This window comes from Streptomyces flaveolus, from assembly GCF_044765825.1.
Lineage (GTDB): Bacteria > Actinomycetota > Actinomycetes > Streptomycetales > Streptomycetaceae > Streptomyces > Streptomyces flaveolus.
Genome location: NZ_JBIWKU010000021.1, coordinates 1 through 14,370, shown reverse-complemented (window position 1 = coordinate 14,370; position 14,370 = coordinate 1). Strand labels below are relative to the sequence as shown.

Below are 14,370 nucleotides of genomic sequence, written 5' to 3'. Positions count from 1 at the left end.
GTGTACGGAACGGGGGCCGGCGCGCTCATGCGGGCAGCCAGCGCCGGACGCATGCGATGAGGTCCTGCGTGTCGACGGGCTTGGTGACGTAGTCGCTGGCGCCCGAGGCGATGCTCTTCTCCCGGTCGCCCGGCATCGCCTTCGCCGTCACCGCGATGATCGGCAGCTCCGCGTACTGCGGCATCCGGCGGATCTCCGCCGTCGCCGTGTAGCCATCCATCTCCGGCATCATCACGTCCATCAGGACGAGGGCGACCTCCGGATGGTTCACCAGCGTCTCGATGCCCCGCCGCCCGTTCTCCGCGTGCAGGACCCGGAAACCGTGCAGCTCCAGGATCCCGCTGAGCGCGAAGAGGTTGCGCGCGTCGTCGTCCACGACCAGGACGGTGCGGCCCGACGGCGCCTCGTCCACGGACAGCGGCACGAGGCGCTGCGGCTCGTCGGGGCGGACCAGGGACAGCACGTCCCCGGGTTCCTCGGCCGCCAGGTGCAGCGCGATGCGCTCCCGCAGCTCGTCGAGGCTGGACAGGAACTCCAGCGCCCCGCCGCCGGTACCGGAGCGCAGGCTCTCCTCCAGCGCCGCGTCCGCGCGGTGACCGCTGTGCACGAGCACCGGCACGCTCGCCAGCGCCGAGTCGCCCCGCAGCGCCTCCAGGAACCGGGACGCCTCGGAGTCCGGCATGCCCAGCTCCAGGACGACGCAGTGGCACGGGTCGGCCGCCAGCGCGCCGGCCGCCTCCTGCGCCCCGACGGCGGTGATGACGTCGAGCGGGGGCCTGCCCCCCGCGTCGTCCCGCCCGTGCGACAGGTCCGCGACCACGCTCTCCGCGACCAGGGTCAGCAGACCGCGCGGCCGCTCCTCCACCACGAGCAGGCGCCGGGGACGCTGCCGGTGCCCGCCCGTCAGCTCGGGCAGCGGTGCCGGGCTCGTGAGCACGTCCACCGGCGACTCGGCCGGCGTCTGCTCCCCGCTCCGGCCCAGCAGGTCCTCGAAGTCGGGCCGGGCCACGGGCAGGAACAGCGTGAACGTACTGCCCCGGTCGGGCGTGCTGTCCACCGAGACGGCACCGCCCAGCAACTGGGCGATCTCCCGGGTGATGGACAGGCCGAGGCCCGTGCCGCCGTACTTGCGGCTCGTCGTGCCGTCCGCCTGCTGGAACGCCCCGAAGATCGACTCCAGGTTCTGCTCCGGGATGCCGATGCCCGTGTCCTTGACCCGGAAGGCCACCACGGCACCGCCCCGGACCACGCCCTGGGGCACCTCGTCGTCCGGTGCCGGCTCGATGGCCAGCTCCACCCCGCCCCGCTCGGTGAACTTCACCGCGTTGGACAGCAGGTTGCGCAGCACCTGACGCAGCCGGGAGTCGTCGGTCAGCAGGTCGGCCGGCGCGCCCGCGGCCGTCGTCACCGTGAACTCCAGGCCCTTCTGGGTCGTCATGGGCCGGAAGGTGGCCTCGACGTACTCGATGAGCTGCCGCAGCGTCACCCGCTCCGGGGAGACGTCCATCTTTCCGGCCTCGACCTTCGACAGGTCCAGGATGTCGTTGATCAGCTGGAGCAGGTCCGAGCCCGCCGAGTGGATGATCCCCGCGTACTCGACCTGCTTCGGGGTGAGGTTGCGCGACGGGTTCTGGGCGAGCAACTGGGCCAGGATGAGCAGGCTGTTGAGCGGCGTGCGCAGCTCGTGGCTCATGTTCGCCAGGAACTCCGACTTGTACTTCGAGGCCAGCGACAGCTGCTGGGCGCGGGCCTCCAGCTCCTGCCGGGCCTGCTCGATCTGCAGGTTCTTCGCCTCGATGTCCCGGTTCTGGGTGACCAGCAGGGACGCCTTGTCCTCCAGCTCGGCGTTGGAGCGCTGCAGCTCCTCCTGCTGCACCTGCAGCTCCGTGGAGCGCGCCTGGAGTTCGGCCGTCAGGCGCTGCGACTCGGCGAGCAGCTCGTCGGTACGGGCGTTGGCCACGATCGTGTTGACGTTGACGCCGATGGTCTCCATCAGCTGTTCCAGGAAGTCCCGGTGGATCGGCGTGAACTCGGTGACCGACGCCAGCTCGATCACGCCGAGCACCTGCCCCTCGACCACGATCGGCACCAGCACCAGGGCGGTCGGCACCACCTGGCCGAGCCCCGAGGAGATGGTCACGTAGCCCGGCGGCAGCTCGTCCACCACGATGGTGCGGCGGCTGCGCGCGGCCTGGCCGACCAGCGTGCGGCCGAACGCGATCCGGGTGGGCCTCTCCGCGTCGTCGGGGTAGCCGTACGAGCCGACGAGCCGCAGCTCCGGCCCGCCCTCGCCGTCCTCGGCCAGGTAGAAGGCGCCGTACTGCGCCGACACCAGCGGCACCAGCTCGTCCATGATCAGCTCGGCGACCACGGGCAGGTCCCGGTGGCCCTGCATCAGGCCGGAGATCCGGGCGAGGTTGGTCTTGAGCCAGTCCTGCTCCTGGTTGGCCCGGGTGGTCTCGCGCAGGGACTGCACCATCGCGTTGATGTTGTCCTTGAGCTCGGCGACCTCGCCGGACGCCTCCACGTTGATCGAGCGGGTCAGGTCGCCCTCGGCGACGGCACTCGTCACCCCGGCGATCGCGCGGACCTGGCGGGTGAGGTTGCCCGCCAGCTCGTTGACGTTCTCCGTGAGCCGCTTCCAGGTGCCCGAGACGCCCTCCACCTCGGCCTGGCCGCCGAGCCGGCCCTCGGTGCCGACCTCGCGGGCGACGCGGGTGACCTCGTCGGCGAAGGCGGAGAGCTGGTCGACCATCGTGTTGATCGTCGTCTTGAGTTCGAGGATCTCGCCGCGCGCGTCGACGTCGATCTTCTTCGACAGGTCGCCCCGGGCCACCGCCGTCGTCACCAGCGCGATGTTGCGCACCTGGCCGGTGAGGTTGTTGGCCATCGAGTTGACGTTGTCGGTGAGGTCCTTCCACGTGCCGGCGACGTTGGGCACGTGCGCCTGGCCGCCGAGCCGGCCCTCGGTGCCGACCTCGCGGGCCACGCGGGTGACCTCGTCGGCGAACGCCGACAGCGTGTCGACCATCGTGTTGATGACCTCGGCCAGGGCCGCGATCTCGCCCTCGGCCTTGACGGTGATCCGCTGCGACAGGTCACCGCGGGCCACGGCGGTGGCGACCTGGGCGATGGAGCGGACCTGGCCCGTCAGGTTCGACGCCATCACGTTGACGTTGTCGGTGAGGTCCTTCCAGGTGCCGGACACGCCGCGCACCTGCGCCTGGCCGCCCAGATTGCCGGCCGTGCCGACCTCGCGGGCGACGCGGGTGACCTCGTCGGCGAAGGCGGAGAGCTGGTCGACCATCGTGTTGATGGTGTTCTTCAGTTCCAGGATCTCGCCGCGCGCGTCCACGGTGATCTTCTGGGAGAGGTCGCCCTTGGCCACCGCCGTGGCCACCTGGGCGACGTTGCGGACCTGGTTCGTCAGGTTGCCCGCCATGAAGTTCACCGAGTCGGTGAGGTCGCGCCACGTCCCCTTGACGCCCTGGACGTCCGCCTGGCCCCCGAGCCGGCCGTCGGTGCCGACCTCGCGGGCGACGCGGGTGACCTCGTCGGCGAAGGCGGAGAGCTGGTCGACCATCGTGTTGATGGTGTTCTTGAGCTCGAGGATCTCGCCGCGTGCGTCGACGTCGATCTTCTGGGAGAGGTCGCCCTTGGCCACCGCCGTGGCCACCTGCGCGATGTCGCGCACCTGGGTCGTCAGGTTCCCCGCCATGGCGTTGACCGAGTCCGTCAGATCGGCCCAGGTACCGGAGACGCCCGGCACCCTGGCCTGCCCGCCGAGGGTGCCCTCGGTGCCGACCTCGCGGGCCACCCGGGTGACCTCGGAGGTGAACACGGACAGCTGGTCCACCATGCCGTTGAAGACCTTGGCGATGTCGCCCAGCAGGCCGTCCGTCTCGTCCGGCAGGCGTGTGCCGAAGTCGCCGTCCCGCACGGCCGTCAGGCCGGCCAGGAGGCGCCGCAACTCCTGATCGCCCGGAACCGTCTCCACGGTCCCGGTGCTGTCGCTGGTCATGCGCACCCTCGTTCCGCTCCCCAGGAGCCCCCGGGACCCGAGGGCTCGGAACACCTCCGGACACGTCGGGCGGTCCGGTCTGTTGTGCGTGCATTTCCGCAGTTCACGGATATGCGCGATGAGAAAAATACGTCAGAGGCTAACCCAGGTGCCGGTCGGGCGACAAAGCAGGGAGCCCCTGCCGCTCCCTGGCTTCCCGACGCCGCCCGGCCACGCGCCCCGAATGCGGCGGCCCGGGCCGGGTATCCGCTGCTGTGGAGCCGGTTCGGGCCGGCCCGAACCGTGGAAGCCGCCCGGCCCGTCATTCGCCGCTCCGGTCGGAGCCGATCCATGCGGAAGGGAAGGGGCAGCGTGCCGACGGACAACATCTGGTCGTACGCGGTGGACAGCGGTCACACGGAGGGGCAGGACCTCACGGGCTGCACCGTTCTGGCGAGTGACGGCACCGTCGGCCACGTCGACCGGCAGGCCGACCACTTCGGCATGCGGCACCTCGTCGTCGACACCGGCGTCTGGGTCTTCGGACGCAGCGTGCTCGTACCGGTCGGCATGGTGCGGGGCATCGACACCGCGGCCCGCACCGTCACCGTGGCGTGCACCAGGGCGGAGATCAAGGCGGCGCCCCGGTTCCGGACCGACAGCGAGACCATGGACCGGGAGTATCTGGCGGCCGTGGGCGACTACTACGACCGGTTGCCGCCCCGGGAGACCACGGACGACTGACCCGCCTGCCGACCCGGTGCAGGACGACAGCACGGCCTCAGCAAGCCAGGGACACCACACCATGGAACGAACCGACCAGATCACCACGACCGCATCCGGCACCGCGCCGGCCGGCCCACCCGCTCCGACGGGCACACCCGCGCGGGCCGCCGTGACCAGCGCGGCCGACGCGCGGGCGTACGCGGAGTCGGCGGTGCGCGAGCGGTGGGGCGGCACGGAGCGCGGGGTGCGCGACGAGGACGTCATCGACCTGCTGCTCGTCGTATCGGAGCTGGTCACCAACGCGATCCGGCACGGCGGCGGACTGGCCGGCTTCGACGTCCGGACCACGGACGAGGGCGTGTGGATCGCCGTCCACGACAACAGTCCGGTGATACCCCGGGCGGTGTACGCGTTCCCCACCCGGCACCACGGCAGTGGCTACGGCTGGCCGCTCGTCGCCCGGCTGACGCGTGACATCGCCGTCGAACGGCGCCCCGAGGGCGGCAAGACGATCAGCGCCCTGGTGCCGATCCGCCCCGCCGGTACCTGACCGGGACGCCTCACCAGGGCAGGAAGACGTGGATGTCCTTGCCCCGTCCACCGGTGACCACGCTCACCTGGTCGGACAGGGTGTGGATCAGATGCCAGCCGATACCGCCGCCGCCGTTGCTCGGATGGAAGGGGCGCGGCGCGGGCTCCGTGGTGCTCGTGTCGTGCATCACCACGTGCACCCCGTCGAAGGTACGGCGCAGGCGCAGCTCGAAGGGCCCCGGGGCGTACTGCACCGCGTTGGCCGCCAGTTCGGTGACGACCAGCAGGATGTCGTCCCAGTGCTCGGGCGCCGAGGGCGGTGCCACACGTGCCAGGTCGTAGAGGAACTCCTCCGCGACAAGGCGAGCACCGGTCACATTGTGCAGCTCTCCGGTGAAGCTGGCGGTGCGGCTCGTGATCTCCTCGGAAGCCAGTGTCCTGTCCCAACGCGACTCGGCTGCCATTTCGCCTTCCCGGCCCGGCGTCCACCGGGCGTCGTGCCTTCCTTTGCTTTCCCTTCGTTTAGTTCCCGAGTCGGCGCAGGCTACGCGCCCGTCTGTGCGGCAACGGCGCAGCGCACCGGGGGGTGACGCTCCCGTCAGCGGAAGAAGACGTTGTCCGAGTCCTCCCAGCCGGCCGGCTCCTGCGCCGGCACCTGCGGCCGCCGCCGCGAACGCGCCTCGTACATCGCGTCGATCTCCAGGGCGTACGTCCGCACGATCTCGTCCCGCCGCAGCTTCATCGACGGCGTCAGCAGCCCGTTGCTCACGTCGAACGGCTCCGGCAGGACCCGGAAGACCCGGATGGACTCCGAGCGGGAGACGGCGCTGTTCGCCGCGGCGACGGCCCGGGCGATCTCCTCCCGCAGCGCGTTCTCCTCGCGCGCCTCGCGCACCGGCACGTCGCCCTGGAGCGCCAGACCCGCCCGCCAGTGCGTCAGGAACTCGGGATCCAGGGTGATCAGCGCACCGACGCAGGGCCGGTTGTCGCCCACGACCACCGCCTGGTGCACGAGCGGGTGCATCCGCAGCCGCTCCTCCAGGGCGGCCGGGGCCACGCTCTTGCCGCCGCTGGTGATGATGACGTCCTTCTTGCGGCCCGTGATCGCCAGGTAGTTCTCCTCGTCCAGATGCCCGAGGTCCCCGGTGGCCAGCCAGCCGCCGCGCAGCACCCGGCGGGTGGCCGCCGCGTCACCGACGTACCCCTGGAACAGCGACGGCCCGCGCACCAGGATCTCCCCGTCGTCGGCCACCCGGATCTCCATGCCGGGCAGGGGCTGCCCGACGGTGCCCGACTTCTCCCGGCCCAGCGGCTGCATGGTGAGCCCGCCGCTGGTCTCCGTCAGGCCGTAGCCGTCGTGCACGTACACGCCGATGCCCTCGTAGAAGAGCGACAGGTCGCGGCTGAGCGGCGAACCGCCGCACGTCGCCCGCCGCACCCGGCCGCCCAGCGCGCTCCGCAGCCGGCGGTACACCGTCCGCTCGTACAGGGCGTGCTGGAGCCGAAGATCGAACCCGGGCCCCGGCCCCCTGCCGAGCCGCTGGCGTTCCAGAGCCGCGGCGAAGTCCCGCGCCGTGCCGGCGGCCCGCTCGAACAGCGCCCCGCGGCCCGCCTGCTGGGCCGTGCGCAGGAAGTTCTTGTAGAGCTGCTCCAGGACCGACGGGACGGCGTAGAAGTACGTCGGACGGAACGACCGCAGTGCCGACGACAGCGCCTCCTGGCTCATCGCGGGCTCGTGCGCCATGAGCAGTCCGCCCCGGACGCACAGGCTCTGGATCATCAGCCCGTACACGTGGGAGAACGGCAGGAACGCGAGGACCGCGCCCTGCTCCCCTTCGGGCGCCACCGTGTGACCCCAGCCGGCCAGCAGCGTGTCGCACGGGGCCGCCAGGCTGCGGTGGCTCAGCGCGCAGCCCAGGGCCCGGCCCGAGGTGCCGGAGGTGTAGGCGACCACGGCGGTGGAGTCCGGCAGCACGATGCGGCGCATGGAGTCCACGGTCGCGAACGGGATGAACTCACCGCGCGCCACCAGCGCGGCCGGCGCGCCCGCGTCCAGTTGCCACACGTGCCGCAGCGACGGCAGCGACGCGCACACCGAGCCGACGGTCATCACGCTCTGCTCGTCCTCGACCACCACGGCCACGCAGCCCGCGTCCCGCAGGATCCACTCGACCTGTTCGCGCGAGGAGGTCGGGTAGATCGGGACGACCTCGGCACCGACCGTCCACAGCGCGTAACTGAAGACCGTCCACTCGTAGCGCGTGCGCGCGAGGATCGCCACCCGGTCGCCCGGCTGGATCCCGCACGCGATCAGCCCCTTGGCGAGGTCGACCACCTCGTCGCGGAACTCGACGGCCGTCACCTCCTCCCAGACGGCGGAGGAGGGCACCGGGCGGCGCGCGAGCATCGGCAGGGCGGGGGTGCGGGCCGCCGTCTCGAAGAGACTGTCGGCGAGCCCTCCGGTCAGGGGCGGCGGGGCGGCCGGGGGAGCGAGAGCGAGGTCGCGCATGCGCTGCTCCTGACATGTACGGAGGGTGACGTCACCGACGGGCACCGTCATCGGCGGCTCGAATCTAGCCGAGCAGCGAGCGACGGGGGGCGGGGACGGCAGAAGTGTTCCCACCCGGTGATCCCGGCGGATCGGGGGACCCGGAAGGCATGAGCTATACGAACCCCGATCCCGACCCGGAACACACCACCGGTCTGGAACCGGGCGGCGGCGTACCGCCCGGTGAGACCCCGCCGGCGGAGAGCAGCATGCCCGAGGCGGGCCCGTACGAGGCGCACAACCCCCCGAAAGGCTGGGCCAAGGGACCGCTGATCCTGATTTTCGCCGTCGTGGTGCTGATGGCGGCCGGATTCCTCGCCTACGCCCTCGCTCTGATCTTCTGAGCGGTCACGGTCAGGAGACGGACCGGGCAGGCCGTGGCGCGCCTCAGGGCATCTGGGTGCGGCGCACGCACTCGGTGACGACGTCCCGCAGGCTGCCGGTGCGCTCCAGCAGCTCGCGCTGCACGCGGGCGCCGTTGCCCTGCCGCAGCAGGCCCTCGGCCAGCTTCTCGGCCCGCTCCAGGTCACCGGCGGCGGCCAGCGCCTCCTGTACGTGCTCCAGCAGGGCCCGGACCACCGTCTCCGCGGGCATGCGCCGCATCGTCGCGGGGTGCAGCAGCTCCTCCGTCAGCCCGGACCGGGCGGCCCGCCAGGCGGCCAGACGCAGCAGGCTCACACTGTGCCCGACCGGCTCCCTGCCTTCCCGCCACTCGCGGGCGGCCGTCTCGACCAGGCCGCGGGCCAGGGTGGCGACCAGTACGGCGGTACTCGCGTCCAGGCAGACGTCCGCGACCCGGAACTCCACGGTCGGGTAGCGCCGGGACAGCCGGACGTCGAAGTAGATCATCCCCTCGTCGAGGATGGTGCCGGTGGCCACCATGTCCGCGACCCGGCGGTGGTAGGTCTCCGCCGATCCGAACAGCTCCGTGGGACCGGCCGACGGCCAGCGCTGCCAGACCCGGCTGCGGTAGCTGCTGTACGCCGAGTCCTGACCCTGCCAGAACGGGGAGTTCGCGCTCAGCGCGGTGAGCACCGACAGCCAGGGCCGCACCCGGTCGATCACCGCGACGCCCTCCTCGTCGGACTCCACGGACACGTGCACGTGGCAGCCGAGGACGAGCTGCTCGTGCACCACGACGCCGTACTGCTCCGCCATCCATTGGTAACGGTGGTTCATGCCGACGGCGGGGCTGACCGGCAGCGGCGACGTGGCGAGCGCGGCGACGGCGCAGCCGGTCCCGGCGGCGTGCCGCCCGGCCTCCTCACGGCAGCGGACGATCTCCGCGTGCAGGCGCTCCATGTCCGCCTGCGGATGCGTGGCGAACTCGAGCATCTGCTCGTGCAGTTCCTTCTCGAAGACGTCCTGCTCGGCATCGTCCTGGGAGACCCGGGCGAGCACCGCGGCGGACAGTGCGCGTGGCTCGCCGGACTCGGGATCGACCAGGAGGAGTTCCTCCTCCACTCCGACGGTGCGCACGTGATGTCGCCTTTCTGTGGGCCGGCGGGGCGACGGCCGGGGTGTTCCGGTCGTCGGACCCCGACTGCCCCCGGAAAGGCGCCGAACACCTGGTGGCGCCGCCGCGCCTCAGAGACCGAAGGGCATCAGCCACACCGTGGCCAGCGGCGGCAGCGTGATCCGGATGCTGCCGTCCTCCGGCTTGACCGGGTCGGGGTTGGTCACACCGCTGCCGCCGTACTCCTCGGCGTCGGTGTTGAGGACCTCCTGCCAGACGGCGACGTCCTCGCCGACGGCGAGCCCGTACTCGTGCCGGACCACCGGTGAGAAGTTCGACACCGCCAGCAGGGGGTTGCCGTCCTTGTCGTACCGCAGGAAGGCGAAGACGTTGTCCTCGGCCGCGTCCACGGCGACCCAGCGGAAGCCGGCCGGATCGGTGTCGCGCTGCCACAGCGCAGGGGTCCGGCCGTAGCGGGTGTTGAGCTCGCGCACCAGGTCCTGGATCCCGCGGTGGTCGCCCGCCGAGGCGTACCCCTCGTCGAGCAGCCACCACTCGGGTCCCTGCTTCTCCGACCACTCGGCGCCCTGGGCGATCTCCTGTCCCATGAACAGCAGCTGCTTGCCCGGGTGGGCCCACATGAAGCCGAGATAGGCGCGGACGTTCGCGCGCCGCTGCCACCAGTCGCCCGGCATCTTCGACACCAGCGCCTGCTTGCCGTGCACGACCTCGTCGTGGGAGATCGGCAGCACGTAGTTCTCGCTGTACGCGTACACCATCGAGAAGGTCATCTCGTGGTGGTGGTACTTGCGGTGCACCGGCTCGTGCGCGACGTACTCCAGCGAGTCGTGCATCCAGCCCATGTTCCACTTCAGCCCGAAGCCGAGCCCGCCCCCGTCGGTCGGACTGGTCACCCCGCCCCACGCGGTCGACTCCTCGGCGATGGTCACCACACCGGGGCAGCGGCGGTAGACGGTCGCGTTCATCTCCTGCAGGAACGCCATGGCCGCCAGGTCCTCCCGGCCGCCGTACTGGTTGGGTTCCCACTGCCCGGAGTCGCGCGAGTAGTCCAGGTACAGCATCGAGGCGACCGCGTCCACGCGCAGCCCGTCGATGTGGAACTCCTCGCACCAGTACACGGCGTTGGCGACCAGGAAGTTGCGCACCTCGGTGCGGGCGAAGTCGAAGGTGTACGTGCCCCAGTCCGGGTGCTCGGCGCGCCGGGAGTCCCCGGGCTCGTACAGCGGGTCCCCGTCGAACCGGGCCAGCGCCCAGTCGTCCTTCGGGAAGTGCGCCGGAACCCAGTCCATGATCACGCCGATGCCCGCCCCGTGCAGGGCGTCGACCAGATACCGGAAGTCGTCGGGCGAGCCGAGACGCGCGGTCGGCGCGTAGAAGCCGGTGACCTGGTAGCCCCAGGAGGGCCCGTAGGGGTGCTCGGCGACCGGCATCAGCTCGACATGGGTGAAGCCCAGGTCCTTGACGTAGGCGGGGAGCTGATCGGCCAGCTCGCGGTAGCTCAGCCCCGGACGCCACGAGGGCAGGTGCACCTCGTACACCGAGAACGGCGCCTCGTGCACCGGAGTGGCGGACCGGGTCCGCATCCACTCCCGGTCGTTCCACTCGTAGTGCGACGCCGTCACGACGGAGGCCGTGTTCGGCGGCTCCTCCGCCGCGCGCGCCATCGGGTCGGCCTTGAGGAACCGGTGCCCGTAGCGGGAGTGGATCTCGAACTTGTACCGGGTGCCCTCGCCGACGCCCGGCAGGAACAGTTCCCACACCCCCGACGAACCCAGCGAGCGCATCGGGAACGCCGTGCCGTCCCAGTGGGTGAAGTCGGCGGCGACCCGCACGCCCTGCGCGTTCGGCGCCCACACCGTGAAGCGGGTGCCGGTGACGCCCTCGTGGGTCATCGGCTCCGCGCCGAGCGCCCGCCACAGCTCCTCGTGCCGGCCCTCGCTGATCAGATGCAGGTCCAGCTCGCCGAGGGCGGGCAGGAACCGGTACGGGTCGTGCGTCTCCTGCTCGCCCTCCTCGTACGCCACGACGAGGGTGTACGCGGGGATCTCCGCGAGCGGCAGGACGCCGGAGAACAGGCCGTCCTCCTCCGACACGAGAGGCCGGCGCTCGCCGTCGACGACCACGCTCACCTCGCGGGCGAAGGGGCGCAGCGCCCGGAAGGCGATCCCGCCGGGCACCGGATGGGCGCCGAGCAGCGCGTGCGGGTCGTGGTGGGCGCCCGCCAGCAGGCGCCCTCGGTCGGTCGGGTCCAGGGGCGGGGCGGCTCGGCACGCACCGGGTGCGTGCGGGACGGGACCGGACGGCTCGGGGAGCGAGGTGTCGCGGAGGGCCACGGGTCAGTCTCCTCTCACGGCGAGTCGTTCGATCGCCGCCATGGGTACGGGAAGCCAGTCGGGGCGGTGCCGGGCCTCGTACAGCACCTCATACACGGCCCTGTCGGTCTCGTAGGCGCGCAGCAGGCCGTGCTTCTTACGGGGGTCCCACCCGGCTCGGGCGGCGTAACCCGCGCAGAACGCCTCCCGGCAGCGGCGCGCCCACTCGGGGCGCCACGGGCGGCGCTGCCGGGCGGCGTAGTCGAAGGAACGCAGCATGCCCGCGATGTCCCGCACGGGGGAGTGGGCGCTGCGCCGTTCGGCGAGTGGGCGGGACGGTTCGCCCTCGAAGTCGATGACGAACCAGTCCCGGCCGGCCCGCAGCACCTGACCCAGGTGCAGGTCGCCGTGGATGCGCTGGGCGGGCGGCCCCGAGTCGCAGGTGGTCAGCGCCGCGAAGGCCGCCCGCAGACCGGGCACGAAGGGCTGCAGCGCCGGCACGCAGTGCGCGGCGGCGGTCAGCCGCTCGGTCATCGCCGCCGCCGTGCGGCCGTTCTCCCCGGGGGCACCGGCCGGGAAGGCCGAGGCCAGCGCCAGGTGCACGTCGGCCGTCGCCCGTCCCAGCTCGTGGGCCTGCGCGGTGAAGTCGTCCCCGGAGGACAGCGCCTGAAGGGCGAGGGTCCAGCCGTCGGACGCGTCGTGCAGGAACGGCTGGAGCACACCGAGCGTCGCCCCGTAGGGATGGGTCGTCCGCAACCACGCCACCGGCGCGGGCACCCGCCCGCAGCCCTGCCGGGCCAGGGCGCTCGGCACCTCCAGATCGGGGTTGACCCCCGGCTGGATGCGACGGAACACCTTGAGGATGAACTCGTCGCCGTACACCAGCGAGGAGTTGGACTGCTCGGCGTCCAGGATGCGGGGTGCCAGCCCGCCGGGCACCGGACGGGACGGGTCGCACTCGAAGCGCAGCGGACCCGCCTCGCCGGGATGCCGGAGCCGTTCCAGGAGCAGCTGGGCCGTCCGGGGGTCGTGCAGCGCGTCGTAGACCGTCCGGCCGGCCAGCGGGCCGTCCTGCACCTGACCGATGAGCGCCCGTCGCAGGCGCGGCGACGGCTGGTCGCGCACACCGAGCAGCAACTGGTAGCAGTCGCCGGCCTGGGGCGCGCCGACCGGCGCGGGCACGGGGCCGTGTCCGGCGTGCACCAGCAGATGCAGACAGCCCGGGAACAGCTCGGTCATCGACAGCAGACCGAGTTCGGCCACGGGCCGGTCCTTGCCCGCGAACCAGCGCTGCTTCGGCAGCCACTCCCGCAGCAGCCCGCCGAGCGAGGCCATCGGCTCGGCGAGATGCGCCGGTCTCGGGCGCAGGGGTGCGGTCTTCGGCATGGTGACGCGTCCTTTCCTCGGCCCAGCTCACACGCGGCGGCCGATGCGGGATGCGACTCGGGTGAGCCGGAACCAGTAGAAGCCGTGGCCCCCGAGGGTCAGCAGGTACGGCAGTTCACCGATGGCGGGGAAGCGGACCCCGCCGAAGAGCTCGACCGGATGGCGTCCGGCGAACTCGCGCAGGTCCAGCTCGGTGGGCTGCGCGAACCGCGCGAAGTTGTTCACGCACAGCACCAGGTCGTCCTCGTACTCGCGCAGGAAGGCCAGCACGGCGGGGTTGGACGAGGGCAGTTCGGTATAGCTGCCGAGGCCGAAGGCGGGGTTCTGCTTGCGGATCTCGATCATCCGGCGGGTCCAGTGCAGCAGGGACGAGGGTGAGGCCATCGAGGCCTCGACGTTCGTCACCTGGTAGCCGTAGACCGGGTCCATGATCGTCGGCAGGTACAGCCGGCCCGGATCGCAGGTGGAGAAGCCGGCGTTGCGGTCCGGGGTCCACTGCATGGGGGTGCGCACCGCGTCGCGGTCGCCGAGCCAGATGTTGTCGCCCATGCCGATCTCGTCGCCGTAGTACAGGATCGGTGAACCCGGAAGGGCGAGGAGGAGGGCGGTGAACAGCTCGATCTGGTCCCGGTCGTTGTCCAGCAGGGTGGCGAGCCGCCGGCGGATGCCGATGTTGGCGCGCATCCGCGGGTCCTTGGCGTACTCCGCGTACATGTAGTCGCGCTCTTCGTCGGTGACCATCTCCAGGGTCAGCTCGTCGTGGTTGCGCAGGAAGATGCCCCACTGGCAGCCCGACGGGATGGCCGGGGTCTTGGCCAGGACTTCGGAGACCGGATAGCGGGACTCGCGGCGCACGGCCATGAAGATCCGCGGCATCACCGGGAAGTGGAACGCCATGTGGCACTCGTCGCCCCCGGAGGCGTAGTCGCCGAAGTAGTCGACCACGTCCTCCGGCCACTGGTTGGCCTCGGCCAGCAGCACGGTGTCCGGGTACTGCGCGTCGATCTCGCGGCGGACGCGCTTGAGGAACTCGTGACTGGCGGGCAGGTTTTCGCAGTTGGTGCCCTCCTCGGCGTACAGGTAGGGCACGGCGTCGAGGCGGAACCCGTCGATGCCGAGGTCCAGCCAGAACTTGAGCGCGGCCAGCATCTCCTCCTGGACCGCGGGGTTCTCGTAGTTCAGGTCCGGCTGGTGGGAGAAGAAGCGGTGCCAGAAGTACTGCCCGCGGACCGGGTCGTAGGTCCAGTTGGAGGCCTCGGTGTCGACGAAGATGATGCGGGCGTCCGCGTATCGCGTGTCGTCGTCGGCCCAGACGTAGTAGTCGCCGTAGGGCCCGTCGGGGTTCTTCCGCGACTCCTGGAACCACGGGTGCTGGTCGCTGGTGTGGTTC

At 71.5% G+C, this 14,370-nt stretch carries 10 protein-coding genes; 3 read left to right on the top strand and 7 right to left on the bottom strand.

All coding sequences use genetic code 11. The annotated features are described in order from the left end of the window. Positions 1-25: 25 nt before the first annotated feature. Entirely contained in the window at positions 26-4,021 is a 3,996-nt protein-coding gene (locus ACIRG6_RS37295) for a HAMP domain-containing protein (RefSeq protein ID WP_364685335.1), read from the bottom strand. 351 nt (positions 4,022-4,372) lie between these two features. Here ACIRG6_RS37295 and ACIRG6_RS37290 point away from each other — a divergent pair, with 351 nt between their 5' ends. Further along, positions 4,373-4,744, top strand: a complete 372-nt coding sequence (locus tag ACIRG6_RS37290; RefSeq protein WP_364685332.1) for a PRC-barrel domain containing protein — start codon at positions 4,373-4,375, stop codon at positions 4,742-4,744. Positions 4,745-4,805: 61 nt separating this feature from the next. Next, positions 4,806-5,276, top strand: coding sequence for an ATP-binding protein (locus ACIRG6_RS37285; protein ID WP_364685329.1), 471 nt, complete (start codon positions 4,806-4,808; stop codon positions 5,274-5,276). Between the two features lie 10 nt (positions 5,277-5,286). On the opposite strand, the gene ACIRG6_RS37280 is transcribed toward ACIRG6_RS37285, so the two are convergent. Then, positions 5,287-5,721 carry an ATP-binding protein gene (locus ACIRG6_RS37280; RefSeq protein ID WP_225630542.1) on the bottom strand — a complete coding sequence of 145 codons (435 nt, stop codon included), beginning with the start codon at positions 5,719-5,721 and terminating at the stop codon, positions 5,287-5,289. A gap of 134 nt (positions 5,722-5,855) precedes the next feature. Next, positions 5,856-7,766: an AMP-dependent synthetase/ligase gene (locus tag ACIRG6_RS37275; protein ID WP_403326514.1), complete on the bottom strand. Its 1,911-nt coding sequence runs from the start codon at positions 7,764-7,766 to the stop codon at positions 5,856-5,858. 149 nt (positions 7,767-7,915) lie between these two features. On the opposite strand from ACIRG6_RS37275, the gene ACIRG6_RS37270 reads away from it, so the two are divergent. Beyond that, a complete protein-coding gene (locus ACIRG6_RS37270; RefSeq protein WP_239767464.1) occupies positions 7,916-8,149 on the top strand; it encodes a DUF6480 family protein in 234 nt (77 codons plus the stop codon). A 43-nt stretch (positions 8,150-8,192) separates the two neighbouring features. On the opposite strand, the gene ACIRG6_RS37265 is transcribed toward ACIRG6_RS37270, so the two are convergent. From ACIRG6_RS37265 to treS, 4 genes are all read right to left on the bottom strand, one after another. After that, positions 8,193-9,284, bottom strand: a complete 1,092-nt coding sequence (locus tag ACIRG6_RS37265; protein WP_364685323.1) for a glutamate--cysteine ligase 2 — start codon at positions 9,282-9,284, stop codon at positions 8,193-8,195. Between the two features lie 108 nt (positions 9,285-9,392). Next, entirely contained in the window at positions 9,393-11,615 is a 2,223-nt protein-coding gene (glgB, locus tag ACIRG6_RS37260; RefSeq protein ID WP_350725423.1) for a 1,4-alpha-glucan branching enzyme, read from the bottom strand. Positions 11,616-11,618: 3 nt separating this feature from the next. Further along, positions 11,619-12,980 carry a maltokinase N-terminal cap-like domain-containing protein gene (locus tag ACIRG6_RS37255; protein ID WP_364685317.1) on the bottom strand — a complete coding sequence of 454 codons (1,362 nt, stop codon included), beginning with the start codon at positions 12,978-12,980 and terminating at the stop codon, positions 11,619-11,621. A 27-nt stretch (positions 12,981-13,007) separates the two neighbouring features. Then, on the bottom strand, positions 13,008-14,370 hold a 1,363-nt coding region (gene treS, locus ACIRG6_RS37250; RefSeq protein WP_356299121.1), incomplete at its 5' end, for a maltose alpha-D-glucosyltransferase.

What these genes read in the sequence shown, in the direction of transcription:
- ACIRG6_RS37295 (WP_364685335.1), bottom strand. Translation starts at nt 4,021, where the DNA reads ATGACCAGCGACAGCACCGGGACCGTGGAGACGGTTCCGGGCGATCAG.
- ACIRG6_RS37270 (WP_239767464.1), top strand. Translation starts at nt 7,916, where the DNA reads ATGAGCTATACGAACCCCGATCCCGACCCGGAACACACCACCGGTCTG.
- ACIRG6_RS37285 (WP_364685329.1), top strand. Translation starts at nt 4,806, where the DNA reads ATGGAACGAACCGACCAGATCACCACGACCGCATCCGGCACCGCGCCG.
- ACIRG6_RS37255 (WP_364685317.1), bottom strand. Translation starts at nt 12,980, where the DNA reads ATGCCGAAGACCGCACCCCTGCGCCCGAGACCGGCGCATCTCGCCGAG.
- ACIRG6_RS37275 (WP_403326514.1), bottom strand. Translation starts at nt 7,766, where the DNA reads ATGCGCGACCTCGCTCTCGCTCCCCCGGCCGCCCCGCCGCCCCTGACC.
- ACIRG6_RS37280 (WP_225630542.1), bottom strand. Translation starts at nt 5,721, where the DNA reads ATGGCAGCCGAGTCGCGTTGGGACAGGACACTGGCTTCCGAGGAGATC.